This is a genomic window from Mucilaginibacter sp. P4_A11, from assembly GCF_056402535.1.
The window spans coordinates 248,969-266,117 of record NZ_JBFUHE010000009.1 but is presented as its reverse complement, the minus strand read 5'-3'; the positions used below and the strand labels follow the sequence as shown (position 1 = coordinate 266,117).

Genomic DNA, 17,149 nt, shown 5'->3' with positions numbered 1-17,149 from the left:
GCCCCTTTGTCATGCTGAGTGTTTAAAACCGATGGACTCTGAAGGTGCAATGACATCTCCACAACGTCATGGCGAGGTACGAAGCAATCCCCGACAGGCAGGTAACCATCTTTGTTCTATGGACTTACATCGTCGCGCTCTTGGCCGCGCGGGGCCAGATACGTTTTTCGCTATTATTCATTTTTTTAGGTGCTCAAGAAGGCTTCGCCGTTTGTCTTGACACAAAAGTATCCAAAAAGTCAAGTCAGCAGGTAGGCTTCTTTGCGCACAAGGCCTTTGCCCTGCAAACCGGACAGAACCACGGGCTGCAATTATTTTGCCCCGCTGCGCTCCCTATGCTTCTGCAAAAACTTGCTATGCCCCTTCCCGCGCACAAGGCCACCATTGTTCTGCCCGCTTTCACCCGAAGCTTACCTGCTGACGGGAACGTCCTCCATTTATTATGTCATGGGTAGGAACGAAGGATCTTCTTCGCCCTGTATATTACAGAAGATTCTTCGCTATCGCTCAGAATGACAGACGTTTTTTAAACATGTCATGGGGTCATGCTGAGCTTGTCGAAGCATGGTGGGCAGGGCTTCCGCGCGCGAGTCTTCGACAGGCTCAGACTGACCAGCCCTCTTTTGTCATTTCTCCCTCAGAGTTCGCCGGATTTAAACACGCATGACATTTGCTTTCAATTTCTTCATTACATTGATCAATTACAAAGTCCCTTTAATTCAAAAACGCCCTCAAATCTATCCCAATCTCCTCCAACATTTTTATTACCTTAAGCCCCTCAAATCAATAAAATATCTGCAAATGGCACTTTTAGGCAATTTAGGCAATTACAAAAATTTCGGAATGCTGATCATCCGCGTTGGGCTTGGTATTATGTTCATTTATCATGGATACCCCAAATTGATGGGCGGCACCGCGAGCTGGAAAGAGCTTGGTACATCAATGAAATATGTTGGCATACATTTTTGGCCAATGATTTGGGGCCTGCTGGCAGCAGTGACCGAATGTTTTGGCGGCTTCCTGCTCATTATAGGCCTGGCGTTCAGGCCTGTTTGTATCCTGTTATTGATTAACCTTATAGTAGCCGCTTTGATGCATTTGGGCAGCGGCGACGGGCTGGGCGGCGCCGCTCATGCTATTGAAGATGCTGTTATGTTTGCAGGTTTGATATTTATAGGCCCGGGAAAATATAGTGTTGATAAAAAATAATCGCATTAATTTAACATTAAGGCAAGCATTTTTAATACTATAAATTAAAATATTATTAAATACCGTTAAAACACCTATTGCCACGAAACATATTGATATCATATATTTATAAAAAATATATCACAAATCAATATGAAAAAACAATTATTATGGGGTATGATGCTAATTCTTGCAGGTTTTAGCTCGTGCCAGAAGGATTCTTTTAAACCCGCGACGACCTCAAACCCGACACCTGACAAGGTTAAAACAAATTCTCTCGACCCGCAGAATTACTATGCGGATCTTGTACTGCAGACCCGTAAACCCGGGGAAAACTTTGATACCTACGCAACAATTTTTAATGGTGTAAGAGTAATTGTTACAGGTTCCCCGTCATGGAATACGGTTATGTATCCAAACTTGCAAAATGGTGTGCCTACTGCAGGTGCCGGTGTTTCTACTGATTTTGGCACAAATTCGTTTGTTAGCCCGATTGGCACATATGGTACATCTTCCAAATCAATACAGGATGGTGACGCATTTGTAATTGTACAAGGGCAGCTGGGCTATTTTAACGCAAGCGCATTTCAAGCGGATATTGATAATTTCAATTTTGCCTTTGACGTTTTTGTTTCGACAGGAGCCAGCATCCCATTTATAGGCAACTATATCCAGGATAATTACTCAACCGGGGGCGGCGTTGTAGCCACTCCTGCTAAACTAATCAGGGTAACTACAGGTTCACACTGGGCCGTAGCTACTATTGATTATCCAGCACCCCAAATATCAAGCTCACCAGTTCCTGTACAATTATATATTGGTTCGATATACGATCCAAATGACCCAACAATATATTATAATCTATTTGGTAATAATGGCATTATAGCAACACAAGGAGAACCGGGAGTTGGATCTAAACCGGCAAGTGGCACTTACACCAAAACCACAATTAGTCAAGGAACCAATGATGTAACTGTAACTATTACAAGAGCGAATGGAAGCAAATTCACTATAACCACACGTACAACTGACTTTAGCTAAGGCACATTAACAACAAAGGGCCGTTAATTGCGGCCTTTTTTGTTTTTATCAAATTACTTATTCAAATAATCCCCCAAATCCTTCAAATACCCCTCATTGATCTCATCATCACCATGCTCCTTATTAAAAGCTTTGATCTTATCCGCTTCGGCTGCAAATACCGTTTTAATTGATTTGCTTTTTAGCTCAAGGGGCTGTAGCTGATTAGTTTTAACATTCAGTACAAAATAGCTGTTTTGGTCAACATATTCGTCATAATTATTGCCCGATGAGGTAATACCATTCGTGGTAAAATTGGCTTTAACAAATTTTGATTTAAGCTTATTATATATCTTGTATTTATTACCTGCTTCCAGCACCAAAATAAAGCGGTTAGGATCAATGGCGGGTACAGTTTCAAAGTTATAAGCCTGGTCATTATCGTCAATAATTGTGCAGGCTTTTACTTCACCTTTATCGGCCTGGAAAACCTTACGCTGGTCGCGGGTAAACAGCAAGTCGCCGCCATCCTTATCAAAGTTAAAGAAGTAATCATTACTCTGGATCAGCGAATCTTTAACACTTAAAGCAAAGCCGCGCATCCATGATTTTGAAAGAAACCGGCTGCCATGCAGCTCATCATGCCCGGAGATCATATATAGCACCCCCGAAATATTAGTAGGCACTTCCGATTCCATTTTAAAAAAATCGCTTCCGGTATGGCTGCTCAGCGCCTTACCCGCGCCTTGTGAAAGGCCGGCTGTCATCACTATTTTGATATTGGTTTGATTGCCTATGGCAACCGTAGTATCTTTTAAGTTAATCCCTGAAGCAACTAATTTCGAGGCAGGATCGGCCTTTAACGAAAAGTTCCCCATCTGGTCGGTATAGGTAGCGTAGCTGTGGAAGGCATCGCGGATAAAAACGAACTGCGCGGGCTTGCCCTGCTGGTTATTTACTGTGCCGCTAACTGTAATAGTTTGGGCTAAAGTAACAGTGCTAACCAAGATAGGTATCAGGCACAAAAATATTTTTTTCATAAATACACGATCAAAGCTTATAATATAGAACTAAAATATAAATTATAAGTAAACAGTTTATTAAAAAGTAATATGTACTAGTTTTTTTACAGTAAAATCATGAGTTACAAGCTATAATGAACGTAGTCGATTAGCCTATTTTCCAATAAAAAAGGGCACCTAAATTAGATGCCCTTATATGTCATAAATTAACTGAAAGCTTATTTATAATACTTGTCAATTATGTAACGATCAGCAGTTCCATTATTCGCTATGTATTGGAATATAAATGTCTTAGCAACCGGATCTATACTTACAATCTTAGGTGGTTGCGTCTGTGTTACTCCCCCTGCTGTCCATACAGATTTTACAGTTGCTGGATCCATCGATACGGCAAAGTCTGAATAAGTAACTTTTCCTGTTCCATCAACATTTCTTTTAAATGTTACTTCATACTTTACTTCTTTCGTGTTATAACCTGTAACTACTTCAAACTGCGTTGGTGATACAGGAGATATAGTAACTGTGCCGTTTGTAAATGAACCTCCCGATGGAGTAGCAAGTGGTGCACTGGCATTATAACGTGTATAATCCCATTTATAAACCCCTGCAAAATCATTACCAATTACGTGATAATAATGCAATGCATTATTTGCCGAAATAGTTAATCCAGGCGCACTGGTAATACCAATTGGAAGCATATAACTTTTTGATGGATCCAGTTTATTTTTATACACTGTAAAAGTTAATATTTTCAGTCTTTGACCAGCTGGTATATCTACAACAGTTGTTTTGAATGTATAAGCTGTGGTCGGCATTAATTCATATTGCACCGCAGGGTTACTTTTTAAATATTCTGCAATCTTAGCAGGTATTACATCTACCGTAATTTTTGAATCAGTTGTAGGCGTTTTAGATGAGGCTATATTTACACCAAATGATACAATAGCCGTGTCAACTGTAATTGCATCAGCACTGAAACTATTCAAACCGCTTAGTGGAAGTTCTGCAGACACACCTCCCTGCGAAAAGTCGATATATGTCTTGTCTTTAAGGCAAGAGCTTAATGAAGCTGTTACCGCCAGGCCAAGCAAAATCGTTTTTATATAATTTAATTTTTTCATTTTCTTTTAGTTTAAAATTATTTTGCCCAAAATATTTTCGACTTGAATATATCAATAGTACCTTCAGCGCCTACATTTGTAGCATTGGTTTTATACTCAACAACCGGATAAAAAATACGTGTTACCTGCGAGGTAGCATTTACCCCCGGATATGTTGACAATCGCAAACCAGTTGGATAACCTGTGCGGCGCAGATCATTATAAGCTTCAAGCACACCATAAGGATTTAGGGCTGCCCATTTTTGGGTGATAATTGCTTTTATCTTATCTTCTAATGAACCGCCTGTTGGGTAGGCAATAGCAGCCTGTGAATAATAAGTTGTTGCCTGCGCGGCAGTAAGGCCTTCGTCTGTAAATGAAGCAGTAATAGCCGCATTATATAGCGCCTGGGCATCACCTGTAGTATAACCTCTTGCAGCAGCTTCAGCCTGCTCAAACAATGCTTCGGCCGATGACAGGATATAGGCATCCATAGTAGCAGCCTTTAATACGCCCGGGCCAAATTTACTTGCAGTTTTGTTTGCAGGCACGGTAGCAGTTCCACCAAAATAGCTGCCAATAACATTCCCGTCGCCATTAGGCGCATAAACTTTAGTTAGGCGGGGATCATTATTATTAGTTAAAAAGTTAATAAAATCAGTATTGGCCTGGTATTGCTGGTTACCCAACGTACCTGCACCAGCCTGTGTGGTGCCCCAGTTTTGCCAAAGCGGGCTTTGCTGACCACCATTAGCATCAGAATTAGTGTAACCCGGGTTTAATGAAGCCGCTACTGTTCCGTCAAGCATTTTATCGGCAGTAAGGCCGGTCGCTATAGTTTTACCGCCTGCTGGATCAACATTTACCAAACGTAAGGCTATCCTTAATTTAAGGCTATTGGCAAATTTGGTCCATTTGGTCATATCACCTTTAAACATGATATCGCCGTTTCCGGGGTTTGCACTTGCAGCACCGCCGGCTATTAAAGCAATAGCTGCATCCAGTTGTTTTGGTAAATCGGCATAAATAGCCGCACCCTTATCATATTTAGGGTTAAGGTTTTTGGTACCTTGTAAAGCTTCGGTGTATGGCACGTTATTATAGCTGTCAACAACTATCTGAAAATCATACACAGTCATGATCTTGGCTATAGCGGTATAGTTGGCGCTTATGTTTGCATCGATTAACGCTTTATAGTTTGAAAGATTAAGGTACGTAGGCGACCAGATATCAAAATCATTGGTAGTAAACTGGTACTGATCAAAGTTTGCAAAAACCTGGTAACCGGTGCTGCGGCTTAAATAATTTAAGTAACCGCCATATTGCCTAAGGGTTGTACCGTTAACGATATCGGCCGTGCTTTTAAGCGCACCCGATAGTAGCAAGCCCGGGGCAGCTACAGATGGCGTATTAGGGTTGTTTGTTAACTCATCAAGATAAGTTTTCTTGCAACTGCTGCCAGCAATTACAACACCCATTAATATAATTGAAAGATACTTTTTCATCTGAATAGTTATTAAAATGTAACATTAAGAGTGGCTCCGAAAATACGGGTTGGAGGCAACTGGTAAGTGTTGATAATACCTGTACCGTTACCTGATGTTGCTGCGAACTCAGGATCGCTAAAGGTATTTGATTTTGGCCTGATCATAACAAGGTTCCTGCCTATGATACCAAATGAAGCCCTTTTGATAAACTTCACTGATCTTGTCCATTGCGAAATATCAAAGCTTAAGTTGGCTTCACGCAGTTTCCAGAAAGCAGCACTTGATGTGTATGCGGCAATTGAGTTATAATAAGCACCCGCGTTCCAGAAACCCTGGTTACCATCAACAACAGTAGTGCTGGTATTTGGCACATATACACCCGGAGATGTTTGAATAACTGAATTAGGGAAAATAAATGCCTGGCGATCAGCAGAAGCAGAAAGGTAAGATACACCTGCAGCTGTCGCTGAAGCTATACCCTGGTTATATACTACATAACCGCTGCGGTATTCGCTCACCGCTGTAAGGGTAATAAATCTCCAGCTTGCAGTTGTTGTTAAACCTAATATGTATTTAGGTGTTGTGCGGCCTAAGTTAACCAGGTTTGAGTTTGTGATAGCATAACCAGTAACCGGGTCAACAACAACACGGCCTTGAGGGTCACGTGTTACATCGGTACCGTATAATACCGGGAAAGGCTGGCCAACCACCGCCTGGATAGCGGCTGAGCCTTGTGAGGCTACAGTAATTGATGATAAACCGGCAAATAATGATTTAACTTTTGAATTTTGGATGGCCAAGTTACCGCCAACATTCAGGTAAAAACCATTTGCTTCTTTAGTAAGCGCAGTTACATCCATTTTAAACTCATAACCGGTGTTTTCAACTTCACCAATATTTACAGTAGCATTGCTGTAACCTGTGGTTGGTGATGTAGTAATTGGCAGTGTTTGGTTGGTAGTGTTGCTCTTGTAATAAGTAAAGCCCGCATTGATCCTGCTGTTGAGGAAGCCCAGATCGGTACCAAACTCAATTTCTTTGGTTTTCTCCGGCTTAATGGTAGGGTTATTTAAAGTTGTGCTTACAGTTAAACCACCTGTGTTACCATATGGGAAACCTGTAGTTGGATTGTAGGTGTTAACTGTGCTGTACGGAGCAACGTTGATATCACCTACCTGGCTGTAGGAAGCCCTTAATTTACCGTAGTTAATGATTTTATTGTTCTTTAACGCCGGGATAGCTTCGGTGAAAATGAATGAACCTTTTACAGAAGGGTACCAGAATGAACGGATGCCGCTGGCAAGCCTTGAGTCGTGGTCATTACGTACGGTACCTTCAAGAAACGCAAAATCTTTATAACCGATGGTTAAATCGGCAAAGTAACCTATCTGGCGTATTTTACCTTCGGTTCTTGAAGTTGCCGGCGTACCGAGGATACTGCCAACGTTATAAAAATTATCAACCAGTAAGTTGGTACTGTTGTTTTGAACATTGCTATAATAAGCCTGCCATAATGAACTACCTACCAACAAATTGGTTGTAAAGTCATTAAAGAACTTTTTGTGGAAGGTTAAAAAGAAATCCTGTTGTAAACGTGAGTAACCTTGCGGGCCTGCTACAGCGTTATTTGTACCTGCAGCCGGGTTGGTTATTGAACCATCGCCAAACTGGGTAATATTTTGTACCTGGCCAGGGATATAACCTGTTGAACCACCATATGATTGTGCTTGTGTACCATAGCCACCGCCAGGCACTTTATCAAGGCCATATAAACCGGCAGTTGGGTCGATAAGGTTACCATCAGCATCCTTTGTTTGGCCCAGCGCGTATTTGCTGAACTGTACAGATGACCTTCTGTATTGTTGCTGACCTGTACCAAAGTTACCTGATAAACGGTAGCTTGCATCTAACCAGGTAGTTGGCGAATAAGTACCGCCGAAGCTACCGTTAAAGTGATCGGTACGGGTATCAACACGGTCGTTTTTGATGATCCAGTATGGGTTTACGCCGTATGAGTTAAAGTAAGTATTAACATCAGCAAACGGTTTTGCAGGGTCGCTGAATTTAGTTAAAGGCACCCATGACGGGGTGTTGAATATAGTGCTGTATAATGAACGGCCGCCATCTAATGTAGCACCGTCATAACCACCGCTACCTACAGTATTGGTATAATCCTGCACATAGCTGGCGGTAAACTCGGCCTTAAACTTATTATAAGTTTTTGCTGCCGATACACGTACGCTGCTCCTTTTATATTTATCATCAGGCAATACACCTGTTTTAAATAAATGGTTGGCGGTTAAGTTAAAGCTGTTATTAGCATCACCTGATGAGTAAGAAAGGTTATTCTCTTCGCTGTGACCAGTGTTAAAGAAAGCCCTCCTTGGGTCAGTCTTTGGGGTCATGTAAGGATAGCTTTGAGTTGTACCATCTTCCAACGGGATACCTAACTGCTGCATGTGGCCATCATAGGCAGGGCCGTATGATTGGTTTTCGAAAGGAGCAGTAGCGGTAATAAAACCGGTAATCGGATCCTGGAACGGAGCGCCTTCACCACCATAACCACCAAATTTGGTTTGGAATTTAGGGAAGTAAGAGATTTTCTCTAACAGGAAGTTATTGGTATAAGTAACCTGTGGGGCACCGCTTGGGCTACCTTTTTTGGTAGTAATGATCAATGCACCGTTTGACGCGTCTGAACCGTAAAGCGCGGCTGCACCGGCACCGTTAAGGATATTCACAGATTCGATATCGTCAGGGTTGATGGTGTTAACCTCATTTGGAGAGATCGGCGTACCGTTTAATACCACCAGCGCGTAGTTGTTACCGATAATGTGACGGCTACCACGTAAGGTAAAACGGGTATTAGGGTTAACACCGTTGTTAAGGGTACTTACCACTAAGCCCGGCACCTTGGCGGTTAAGCCGTTGGTAAAGTTGGTAGGATGCGCTTCGGTTAAGCTTTTTGCACTTACAGTTGTAGCTGCTGCTCCCTGCTCTTTGGCCTGGCGTTTAATACCCAAAGCACCGGTAACAACAACCTCACCCAATGAACGGGCCGAAGTTTCTAAAACAACGTTGATGGTGCTGCCTGTTGTTGATTTTTCGGTTGTGGTGTAACCGATAAAGCTAAAAACGAGGGTGGAATTTGCCGGGATGCTGAGTACATATTTACCGGCTGCGTTGGTTTGGGTTCCGATTGTTGAACCCTTTACCTTTACTGTTACTCCCGGGATGGGTAGGCCGTCGTCTTTGGCCGTAACCGTACCAGTAACTGTACGGTTTTGCGCGAATACTTGCGTCATAGACAACACAAGCAAGCACAAACTTACGAGTAGAAGTTTTTTCATTTCGTTAATAATAAGATCAGTTAATAGTTAATTAATCATAAAAGTAATGTTACGTTATCAAAAAGTCAAGTAATTTCTTTTAAAACGTCATTTTTTTTTCAAAAAACCAAGTTTGTGCTGAAAGAATAATAATTATAGTACTATGTATTGCATAATACAATCTAAAACATATATCTTTGTATTATGATCGTCGAAAACACCCAAACCCAAATGAGGAAAGGCATACTGGAGTACTGCATCCTCTCCATCATAGCAAAGGGCGAAACATATGCGTCAGACATAATCGCTGAACTTAAGAAAGCCCAACTGCTTGTAGTTGAGGGTACTCTGTATCCTCTTTTAACACGTTTAAAAAATAACGGCCTGCTCACGTACAACTGGGTGGAGTCGATTTCCGGGCCGCCCCGAAAGTACTATGTGCTCTCGGACGAAGGTCGCGCGGTGCTTGAACAATTGGACAAAACCTGGCAGGAACTGGTATTTGCTGTTCAAACAGCTATCGGAGAAAGAAAATAGAAAAACCTACAAATCACTTTAATCATGAACAAAACAATTATCATAAATATAAACGGCATGGTTTTTCACATTGAAGAAGATGCCTACGAAGTGCTGAAGAATTATATGACGGATGTAAAGCGTCATTTTTCAACTTCGGCCGATAGCCTGGAGATCACAACCGACATTGAAAACCGCATTGCCGAAATGTTTAACGAGATCCTGGCACGCGACGCCAAACAAGTTATTGTTGAGGCTGATGTGAAGGAAGTTACCGGGCAGATGGGCAGCGTGCAGGATTTTGAAACTGCCGAAACCGATGCCAAAACCTCGGGCGGCAACCCGTTTGAATATAATATGGAACGCCGCAGGCTTTTCCGCGATCCGGACGATCACCTGATCAGCGGTGTTTGCGCCGGTATCGCTAACTATTTTGATATTAACCCTGTTTGGGTGCGGCTTGCCTTTGCCATCCTGGTACCGTTTGCAGCAATAGGCTTCATCATATATATTATATTATGGATGGTTGTGCCTAAAGCCATTACCCGTGCCGACCGCATGGCCATGAAGGGTGAAAAGCAGGACCTGAAAGGCTTTAAAAAGAATTTTGAAGAAGAGTTAAGCACCGTACGCGAAAACCTCCAAAACTTTAAGCACGAAGCCAAGCCCTTCATATACCAGGTGCGTGACCTCATCAGTGATATTTTTGAACATTTGGCGGCCTTTTTAAAAGGCACCGGCAATTTACTTGGTAAACTATTGGCAGCAGCCGTTTTGTTAACCTGCCTGGGCATGACCATTGCCCTCATTATTTCGCTTATAGCCTTATTTGCCGCAGGCAATATGGGCATCTACAACCTGTTCCCCTTCAATATAGCTAACCACCAGGCTAACGGTATTTTTATGGTGAGCGGCTTTTTGGTGCTAAGCATACCTTTACTGGCCATCATTTTATCAACTATTGGCTTCCTGTTTAAAAAGGCTTCATTTAACCGTTCGATAGGTACCACCTTATTATGTATCTGGTTAGCGTCATTAGGAGCAGTTTCATACTACGGCGTAAAAACTGCGGCCAGCTTCCGCGAGGGTGGCAAATTCACGCAAACAATCAAGCTTAAGCCAACGGCTAATAACACTTATTACCTGCAGCTTAATGATACCAAGTATTTAAGCAATGAGGATAGTACCCGTCTTAAAATCAACGACCGTTTTAAGGGTATGATCATTTTAGATGATGACTTTAACGGCGATGATATGCCAAACCATAATGTTACCATCGATATTGAAAAAAGCGACGTACCGCAGCCTGTACTGATCGAAACTTTTAGCGCCCGTGGCACTAACCTTGAAGAAGCCCTGATTAACGCCCGCAGCGCAGCTTACCGTTTCGATCAAAAAGATTCAGTACTGAACTTTGACCGCCACCTGGAAATGCCTAAGGGCTTTTTATGGCGCGGACAGGAGCTTCACCTCACCCTCAAAGTTCCGCTTAATGCAAAGATCGTTATTGATCAAAAGCTTGATCGTAACATCAACTTTAATATATATGAATGTAAAGAGCAGGGTAACAATAACGGCATCACCACGGCTACTTACATCATGACGGCAAACGGGTTGGAGTGCAAAGTTGACCCAATAAAGGCAGCCAAATTTAAAGCTGATAGCCTGAAAGCGCTCAGAGAACAGGATACAACATTAGAAAGAACGGATACCGCAACGGTACAAGCACAATAAACATCTCCCTGTGAAAACATTGTTTAAATATATAAGCCTGCTAATTTTTAGCGGGCTTATTATTCCTTTTTACTTCCTGTTTCAACCAGGCGGCAAATCGCTTTTAACCAGCCGGATAAACACGCCCGGATCAGAAATTGAAATGCCAATCACCTTCCGGATTATTAAGGATATGGCAAAAAATTTAATGCCTGCTTTAAAAAGTGAAAATAATCTGTAACCAACACCCCTGTTTTTGCATCTTACTATAAAAAGCAACACAATCACCATTTCCGGGTAATCCGGCAACATAAATTTAATAATCGTTAAAAAATGGCCTAAAAGCCAGGTGGAGTTGTTTTGCCAAAAATTTAAATCAAATAACAGGGACACTATGAAAACAATCGCCTATATCTCATAATTACTAAACACCCAACACCGGAAAAACACCCCCGGAAACTAAAACAAGCTTATTTACAAATTTTAAAAAAGACGAGATTCTTTACCGGCATTGTATTGCCCATACGTTTTAAACCGAACTAAAAATGAAAACTATCATACACAACATATTTTATACACTGCTGCTTGTTGCTATCAGCTGCGGTGTATCCTTTGCCCAGCAGGCCGCGCCTACCGCTAAGGTATCCGGGGCTTTGCTCAACGAGCAGGGCAAACCGCTTGATTATGCAACCGTGAGCCTTTTGCGCGCATCCGACTCAACCGTTGTTAAAGGCGCGTTAAGTAACGATGCCGGGGTTTATGTATTTACCAACATAAAAGCTGGCAGCTACCTCATTAAAGCATCGGTTGTTGGTTATCAAAAAGCGGTAAGTAAAAGTTTTACTGTGCCAGCTAATTCATCGCAGGTTACAGCACCAGCTTTAAACCTGCATACAGGCAGTACCGAATTAAAAGGTGTTACCATCACGGCAACTAAACCGCTTATAGAGCGCAAGATTGACCGCACTGTAATGAACGTTGAGAACAGCGTACTGGCAGCCGGCAATACCGCTATGGAAATTTTAGAGCGCGCGCCCGGTGTTACTGTTGATAAAGATGATAACATCAGCCTGAAAGGCAAACAGGGCGTAACCGTGATGATCAACGATAAATTAACCTATCTTACTGCAGCTCAGCTGGCCACTTTGTTACGGTCAACCGATGGCAATACCATTAAATCTATTGAGATCATTACCAATCCATCGGCAAAATATGACGCAGCGGGTAATTCAGGGATTATCAATATCAAGTTAAAAAAGAATGCACAATCCGGCACAAACGGCAGCCTTACTGTAGGGGGCGCAAAAAGCCAATACTGGCGCGATAACAGCAGCCTTAACCTTAACCACAAACAAGGCGGCCTTAATGTATTTACCTCGTTAAGCAGGGGCGATAACAAACGCGGACATGACATTGGCATTAACCGCATCATTACCGATACGCTAGGCAATAAAACATATTTCAATCAGAAATCAAGCATGCCGAGCACCAACCATTACAATAACTATCGTTTAGGTGCCGACTATGACCTAACCCCTAAACATACCATTGGCTTTGTGGTAAGCGGCTATTCAAATAGTGGGCAGGACCTTAATGACAACAGAACTATCATCGGCAAACAATTTGGCGTGGCCGATTCATCATTGCATACTACTTCAGATATCAGGCAAACCTATAAAAACTTCGCCCTTAACCTTAACGACAGGCTGAAGCTTGATACCAGCGGCCAGGAATTGAGCATTGATTTGGATTATTCTAAATTCAAGAACAACTCAAACGCCATGTATAATACCGATTACTTTTTGCCTGATGGCAGCGTACAGCATGCCCCGCAGATGTTGCGCAACCAAACCCCCTCAACCATAAGCATCTACACTGGTAAAGCTGACTATACCAAACCGCTTACGAAAACTATCAAACTGGAAGCCGGGGTAAAATTCAGCAGCGTTAAAACAGACAATGACCTGCAAGCACAGATATTTGATAACGGCGCTTATAGAAATGACTCCACCCGTACTAACCGGTTTATTTATAGCGAAAAAATCAACGCCGGCTATTTGAACCTGAACAAGCAGTTCAAAAAGTTTTCGGTACAATTAGGTTTACGTGCCGAACAAACCCGGTCGACTGGCAACCTGATTGGCAGCACACCTGTTAAGAGGAGTTATTTAAACCTGTTCCCAAGTGTATTCATTAACCAAACCATTAATGATAAAAATGAGGTAAGCTTTTCGTACAGCCGCCGTATCGACCGCCCTGGCTATGACGATCTGAACCCGTTCATCTACTACCTTGACCCATATACTTACTCACAGGGTAATGCATTCCTGAACCCGCAATACACTCAAAACTTTGAGTTTAACTATACCTATAATAAAACCATTAACGTAAGCCTTGGCTATAGTCATACTACTGATGCTATCACCGAGTTGATACTAACCGAAGGCAAACGCTCGTTCGAAACACACCAGAACCTGCAAACCCAAACCGGGTATAATATCAATATCAACACCCCGTTCACCATTACCAAATGGTGGGAAGGCAATGTTAACGCAACCGCGTTTTACCTGGGCTTTAAATCAGATACCCTTGCCGGTCAAAAATTTAACGATGGGCAATGGGCTTTCCAGGGCCGTACAACACAAACATTCAAATATGCAGGCTACCGCTTCGAGGTAACGGGCGATTATCAATCAGCATTAACCTATGGCATCTACAAGATCAGGCCGCGTTACTCCGTAGATATGGGGGTCAGCAAATCATTCATGAATAAAAAATTCAATATTAAAGCCTCATGCGATGATATCTTCAACATTCGTCGTAATGATTTAAGCAGCCAGGTGGTAAACAATAATTTCACCATCAAACAAAAGAATGATACCCGCGTAATGCGCCTCACTTTCACCTATAATTTTGGCAACAACTCCATCAAAATGCGCGAGCACCGCAGCGGTGCCGATGATGAAAAAGGCAGGGTGAAGGGGAATAATTAAATCAGTTGGCAGTTTTTAGTTGGCAGTTAGCTCTTTATAAAAAGAAAAGCGCCGGATTTTGTTTATCCAGCGCTTTTCTTTTTAATAATTTCCCTAACCTAATTAGTTGATTCAAAAACTGCAAACTGCAAACTGGCTCTACTGCCCCACCATAAACACAGCGTTGCTGAACAACAGCTTACCGTTTTCCCAGAAGCTACGGAACAGCGGGTCATCAACCATATAAACAACTGAGCCGCGGCCCATGGGCTGTACACCGAGCAGCAAACCGTTTATGATTTTCTTTTTTGATTCGGCGCCAACAAAGCCCGATACGTATCCATCCTTTTTTATGGTGCCTACATTCCAGCCGTCATCACCAGAGAAGAGATCATAGATATCGTCATTCAGCTTTAATGAATAGTAGTAATCCGGCAAACCAAAGCCAAGCGGATGGGTATTATCAAGGTTCAGCTTATAAATAGCACCAGGGATAGATTCGCTAAGCGCCAAACGGTCACGATCGCCATAAAGCTTAACTGTTTTATCCTTGTCCTTTTCTTTATCCTTGTCTTCTTTTTTTTCTTCCTTATGTTTGATCAGGAAGCCTTTTTTATCAACCAATAATGATACTGCGTTATCTATTGCTATCAGCTTGCCACCGTCGCGGATCCAGCTCTGCAATTTCTCGGAAGGAAAATCCTCATAACGGCCATCGGGACAAATCACCACATCAAAATCGCCCAGTTTGGTCCTGCCTAAGTCCTGGTACCTTATTAAAGTAACAGGATATGCAATTTGCGCTTCAAACAAATGCCAAACCTCGCCCATGGCTTCAGAGTTTATACCATCGCCAGCTATCAAAGCAATTTTAGGCTGATGAATATACCTTACCGCATCCGAGCCAATATCCGATCCCTTATCGACAAAACCAGTTGAAATAGGGGTGATCTCCTGACCCAAACCAGCCGCCGTTTGCGTAACAACCTGGTCAAAGTCCGCCTGATCATTCCCGGCACGGGTAATTATTAATGAGCCTGCAGTAAATTGTTTACCTCCGGCCTCAAATGGCTTTTCGGCGTAGCGCACCTTGATCTTCTTTTTAAGCAATGCCGCCAAAAATTTCACGTCATTAACAGATTGCCATGCCGATACATAAGCGTAAGCATGTGTATTTATCAAAGGCTTGGGCGCAGCCACGCTCCACTCTGTACTGGCCGGCTTAAACGATTCCTTTAAACCATAAGCTTTTAAACCGTAGGCATACGGAAGCGACCATGCCGTAATATCATAAGTATTGGAATCGGGGATAAAAGTTTTGGGCTCCAGCAGCACATGCAGCAATACCGCTTTAGGCTGATAGGCATTAATTACCAGGTCATTTGCGCCAACATTGTATTGTTCTGTTTTTTGGGTAACATAATTAAAGCCTGTAACCGCCTTATTGGCTAAACCAAACCCGTACTGAATGCCGTTGCGGCCCAGCATTTTTGCCAGCGCATTAATTTTATTGTTGTTATCATTTTTAATAACGTAAGTCTTATAGTCGCCTGGTGGATTGGCGCGGCTGTTATCAAAAAACTTTTTGTACTCGTCCAAAAGTTTTTGGGTATTTAGCGAAGCGATCTCCAGCGTACTTAAACTTGTTGAATGGTGGTGCGCCACACGCTGTACCAAAGTAAGGGTATCCCCACTTCGGGTAACTACGGCCAAACCCGCACTGATCCCACCCTGCTCATAGGTCATGCCGATAGAGCCATTATATAAAGGATAGGTATCGCCGTACGAAGGATACAACAGGTCGAACTCATATTTAGTGAAATACATCCAACCGTTCTGATCAAAATATTTGGCATTGTTTTTACCAATGGTGATCTGGAACTGGCGCTGCCATGCTGTAATATCTTTGTGATAAGGTTCGGCAGCCGGTGCAAAGTAGTAAGGGGCATTATAACCTTGCTCATGGTAATCAACGTGCACCTGCGGCAACCATTGATTATATAGGCCTACACGCGCCTGGGTTTCTTTTTGCTGCTGCCAGGCCCAATCGCGGTTAAGGTCAAAGTAAAAATGGTTTACCCTGCCGCCCGGCCATGGTTCGGCATGCTCACGCGATGTTGGGCTGGCATCGGGCGTAGCACCTACAACCGAGTTATAAAAGTTCACATAGCGGTCGCGCCCGTCAGGGTTTAAACATGGGTCGATAACAACAACCATATTTTTGAGCCAGGCTTTGGTAGCGGTATTTTCCGGATCAACCATATCAAACAAGGTCCACATGGCCGCTTCACTTGATGCTGGTTCGTTGCCATGCACATTATAGCTTAACCAGGTTACAACCGGCATGGCAGTACTGCCACCGCCACTTTCAATCCCAGCCAGTTTAAGGTTATTGTGACGGATCTCTTCCAACCTGCCAATATTCTCGTCGGATGCAATAAACATCGCCAGCAATGGCCTGCCCTCGTTGGTTGTACCAAACTGTTGCAGCTTTGCATTTTTTGAGGCCGATGCTACATATTTAAAATATTCGACAATGCGGTAATGTGGTGTAAAATGCTCACCCAATTTATAACCAAGGAACTCCTGCGGCGATTGGATTTTTTGCGCAAAGCCCACTACAGCCGAAGCGACTGCTATCAGAGTAAGAAGTATTTTTTTTATCATGTTATTTAATGTGGAAGTGTAGCAGAAGCTAATCTAAAAATAAAATTCCGATGTATTTCGCAGCGGTTAACAGATTTTATTAAATACGTGACTATTCCATATTATTTTATGTTTTGCTTACCCTTTTCAATTCTT

At 42.6% G+C, this 17,149-nt stretch carries 12 protein-coding genes; 7 read left to right on the top strand and 5 right to left on the bottom strand.

The window, feature by feature from the left end; all coding sequences use genetic code 11:
• Positions 1-68 precede the first annotated feature (68 nt).
• The 3 genes from AC1DUD_RS19020 to AC1DUD_RS19010 all read left to right on the top strand — a co-directional run bounded on the left by AC1DUD_RS19020 (position 69) and on the right by AC1DUD_RS19010 (position 2,229).
• The gene (locus AC1DUD_RS19020; protein WP_477377206.1) at positions 69-455 is read left to right on the top strand and encodes a hypothetical protein; all 387 of its coding nucleotides are present in this window, start codon (positions 69-71) and stop codon (positions 453-455) included.
• A gap of 346 nt (positions 456-801) precedes the next feature.
• Positions 802-1,209 carry a DoxX family protein gene (locus AC1DUD_RS19015; protein ID WP_477377204.1) on the top strand — a complete coding sequence of 136 codons (408 nt, stop codon included), beginning with the start codon at positions 802-804 and terminating at the stop codon, positions 1,207-1,209.
• Between the two features lie 132 nt (positions 1,210-1,341).
• Complete coding sequence (locus AC1DUD_RS19010; protein ID WP_477377202.1) at positions 1,342-2,229, top strand: hypothetical protein; 888 nt, start codon at positions 1,342-1,344, stop codon at positions 2,227-2,229.
• 53 nt (positions 2,230-2,282) lie between these two features.
• Here the strand turns inward: AC1DUD_RS19010 and AC1DUD_RS19005 are convergent, their stop codons facing one another.
• The 4 genes from AC1DUD_RS19005 to AC1DUD_RS18990 all read right to left on the bottom strand — a co-directional run bounded on the left by AC1DUD_RS19005 (position 2,283) and on the right by AC1DUD_RS18990 (position 9,167).
• Positions 2,283-3,248 (bottom strand): hypothetical protein, encoded by a 966-nt coding sequence (locus AC1DUD_RS19005; RefSeq protein WP_477377200.1) that lies wholly within the window; start codon positions 3,246-3,248, stop codon positions 2,283-2,285.
• Between the two features lie 200 nt (positions 3,249-3,448).
• Positions 3,449-4,351 carry a DUF1735 domain-containing protein gene (locus AC1DUD_RS19000; protein ID WP_330863049.1) on the bottom strand — a complete coding sequence of 301 codons (903 nt, stop codon included), beginning with the start codon at positions 4,349-4,351 and terminating at the stop codon, positions 3,449-3,451.
• A gap of 17 nt (positions 4,352-4,368) precedes the next feature.
• Complete coding sequence (locus AC1DUD_RS18995) at positions 4,369-5,835, bottom strand: SusD/RagB family nutrient-binding outer membrane lipoprotein (protein WP_477377197.1); 1,467 nt, start codon at positions 5,833-5,835, stop codon at positions 4,369-4,371.
• A gap of 11 nt (positions 5,836-5,846) precedes the next feature.
• Positions 5,847-9,167, bottom strand: coding sequence for a SusC/RagA family TonB-linked outer membrane protein (locus AC1DUD_RS18990; protein ID WP_477377195.1), 3,321 nt, complete (start codon positions 9,165-9,167; stop codon positions 5,847-5,849).
• Between the two features lie 183 nt (positions 9,168-9,350).
• Between AC1DUD_RS18990 and AC1DUD_RS18985 the strand changes: the two genes are divergently transcribed.
• The 4 genes from AC1DUD_RS18985 to AC1DUD_RS18970 all read left to right on the top strand — a co-directional run bounded on the left by AC1DUD_RS18985 (position 9,351) and on the right by AC1DUD_RS18970 (position 14,368).
• Positions 9,351-9,683, top strand: coding sequence for a PadR family transcriptional regulator (locus tag AC1DUD_RS18985; protein ID WP_091209926.1), 333 nt, complete (start codon positions 9,351-9,353; stop codon positions 9,681-9,683).
• A 24-nt stretch (positions 9,684-9,707) separates the two neighbouring features.
• Positions 9,708-11,396, top strand: coding sequence for a PspC domain-containing protein (locus AC1DUD_RS18980; protein WP_477377192.1), 1,689 nt, complete (start codon positions 9,708-9,710; stop codon positions 11,394-11,396).
• 10 nt (positions 11,397-11,406) lie between these two features.
• Positions 11,407-11,616 carry a hypothetical protein gene (locus AC1DUD_RS18975; protein ID WP_477377190.1) on the top strand — a complete coding sequence of 70 codons (210 nt, stop codon included), beginning with the start codon at positions 11,407-11,409 and terminating at the stop codon, positions 11,614-11,616.
• Positions 11,617-11,920: 304 nt separating this feature from the next.
• The gene (locus AC1DUD_RS18970; protein ID WP_477377188.1) at positions 11,921-14,368 is read left to right on the top strand and encodes a TonB-dependent receptor domain-containing protein; all 2,448 of its coding nucleotides are present in this window, start codon (positions 11,921-11,923) and stop codon (positions 14,366-14,368) included.
• 138 nt (positions 14,369-14,506) lie between these two features.
• Here the strand turns inward: AC1DUD_RS18970 and AC1DUD_RS18965 are convergent, their stop codons facing one another.
• A complete protein-coding gene (locus tag AC1DUD_RS18965) occupies positions 14,507-17,014 on the bottom strand; it encodes a M14 family metallopeptidase (RefSeq protein WP_477377186.1) in 2,508 nt (835 codons plus the stop codon).
• Between the last annotated feature and the right edge of the window lie 135 nt (positions 17,015-17,149).

Coding starts and splice junctions, on each gene's coding strand:
- AC1DUD_RS19020 (WP_477377206.1), top strand. CDS start 69: ATGGCGAGGTACGAAGCAATCCCCGACAGGCAGGTAACCATCTTTGTT.
- AC1DUD_RS19015 (WP_477377204.1), top strand. CDS start 802: ATGGCACTTTTAGGCAATTTAGGCAATTACAAAAATTTCGGAATGCTG.
- AC1DUD_RS19010 (WP_477377202.1), top strand. CDS start 1,342: ATGAAAAAACAATTATTATGGGGTATGATGCTAATTCTTGCAGGTTTT.
- AC1DUD_RS19005 (WP_477377200.1), bottom strand. CDS start 3,248: ATGAAAAAAATATTTTTGTGCCTGATACCTATCTTGGTTAGCACTGTT.
- AC1DUD_RS19000 (WP_330863049.1), bottom strand. CDS start 4,351: ATGAAAAAATTAAATTATATAAAAACGATTTTGCTTGGCCTGGCGGTA.
- AC1DUD_RS18995 (WP_477377197.1), bottom strand. CDS start 5,835: ATGAAAAAGTATCTTTCAATTATATTAATGGGTGTTGTAATTGCTGGC.
- AC1DUD_RS18990 (WP_477377195.1), bottom strand. CDS start 9,167: ATGAAAAAACTTCTACTCGTAAGTTTGTGCTTGCTTGTGTTGTCTATG.
- AC1DUD_RS18985 (WP_091209926.1), top strand. CDS start 9,351: ATGATCGTCGAAAACACCCAAACCCAAATGAGGAAAGGCATACTGGAG.
- AC1DUD_RS18980 (WP_477377192.1), top strand. CDS start 9,708: ATGAACAAAACAATTATCATAAATATAAACGGCATGGTTTTTCACATT.
- AC1DUD_RS18970 (WP_477377188.1), top strand. CDS start 11,921: ATGAAAACTATCATACACAACATATTTTATACACTGCTGCTTGTTGCT.
- AC1DUD_RS18965 (WP_477377186.1), bottom strand. CDS start 17,014: ATGATAAAAAAAATACTTCTTACTCTGATAGCAGTCGCTTCGGCTGTA.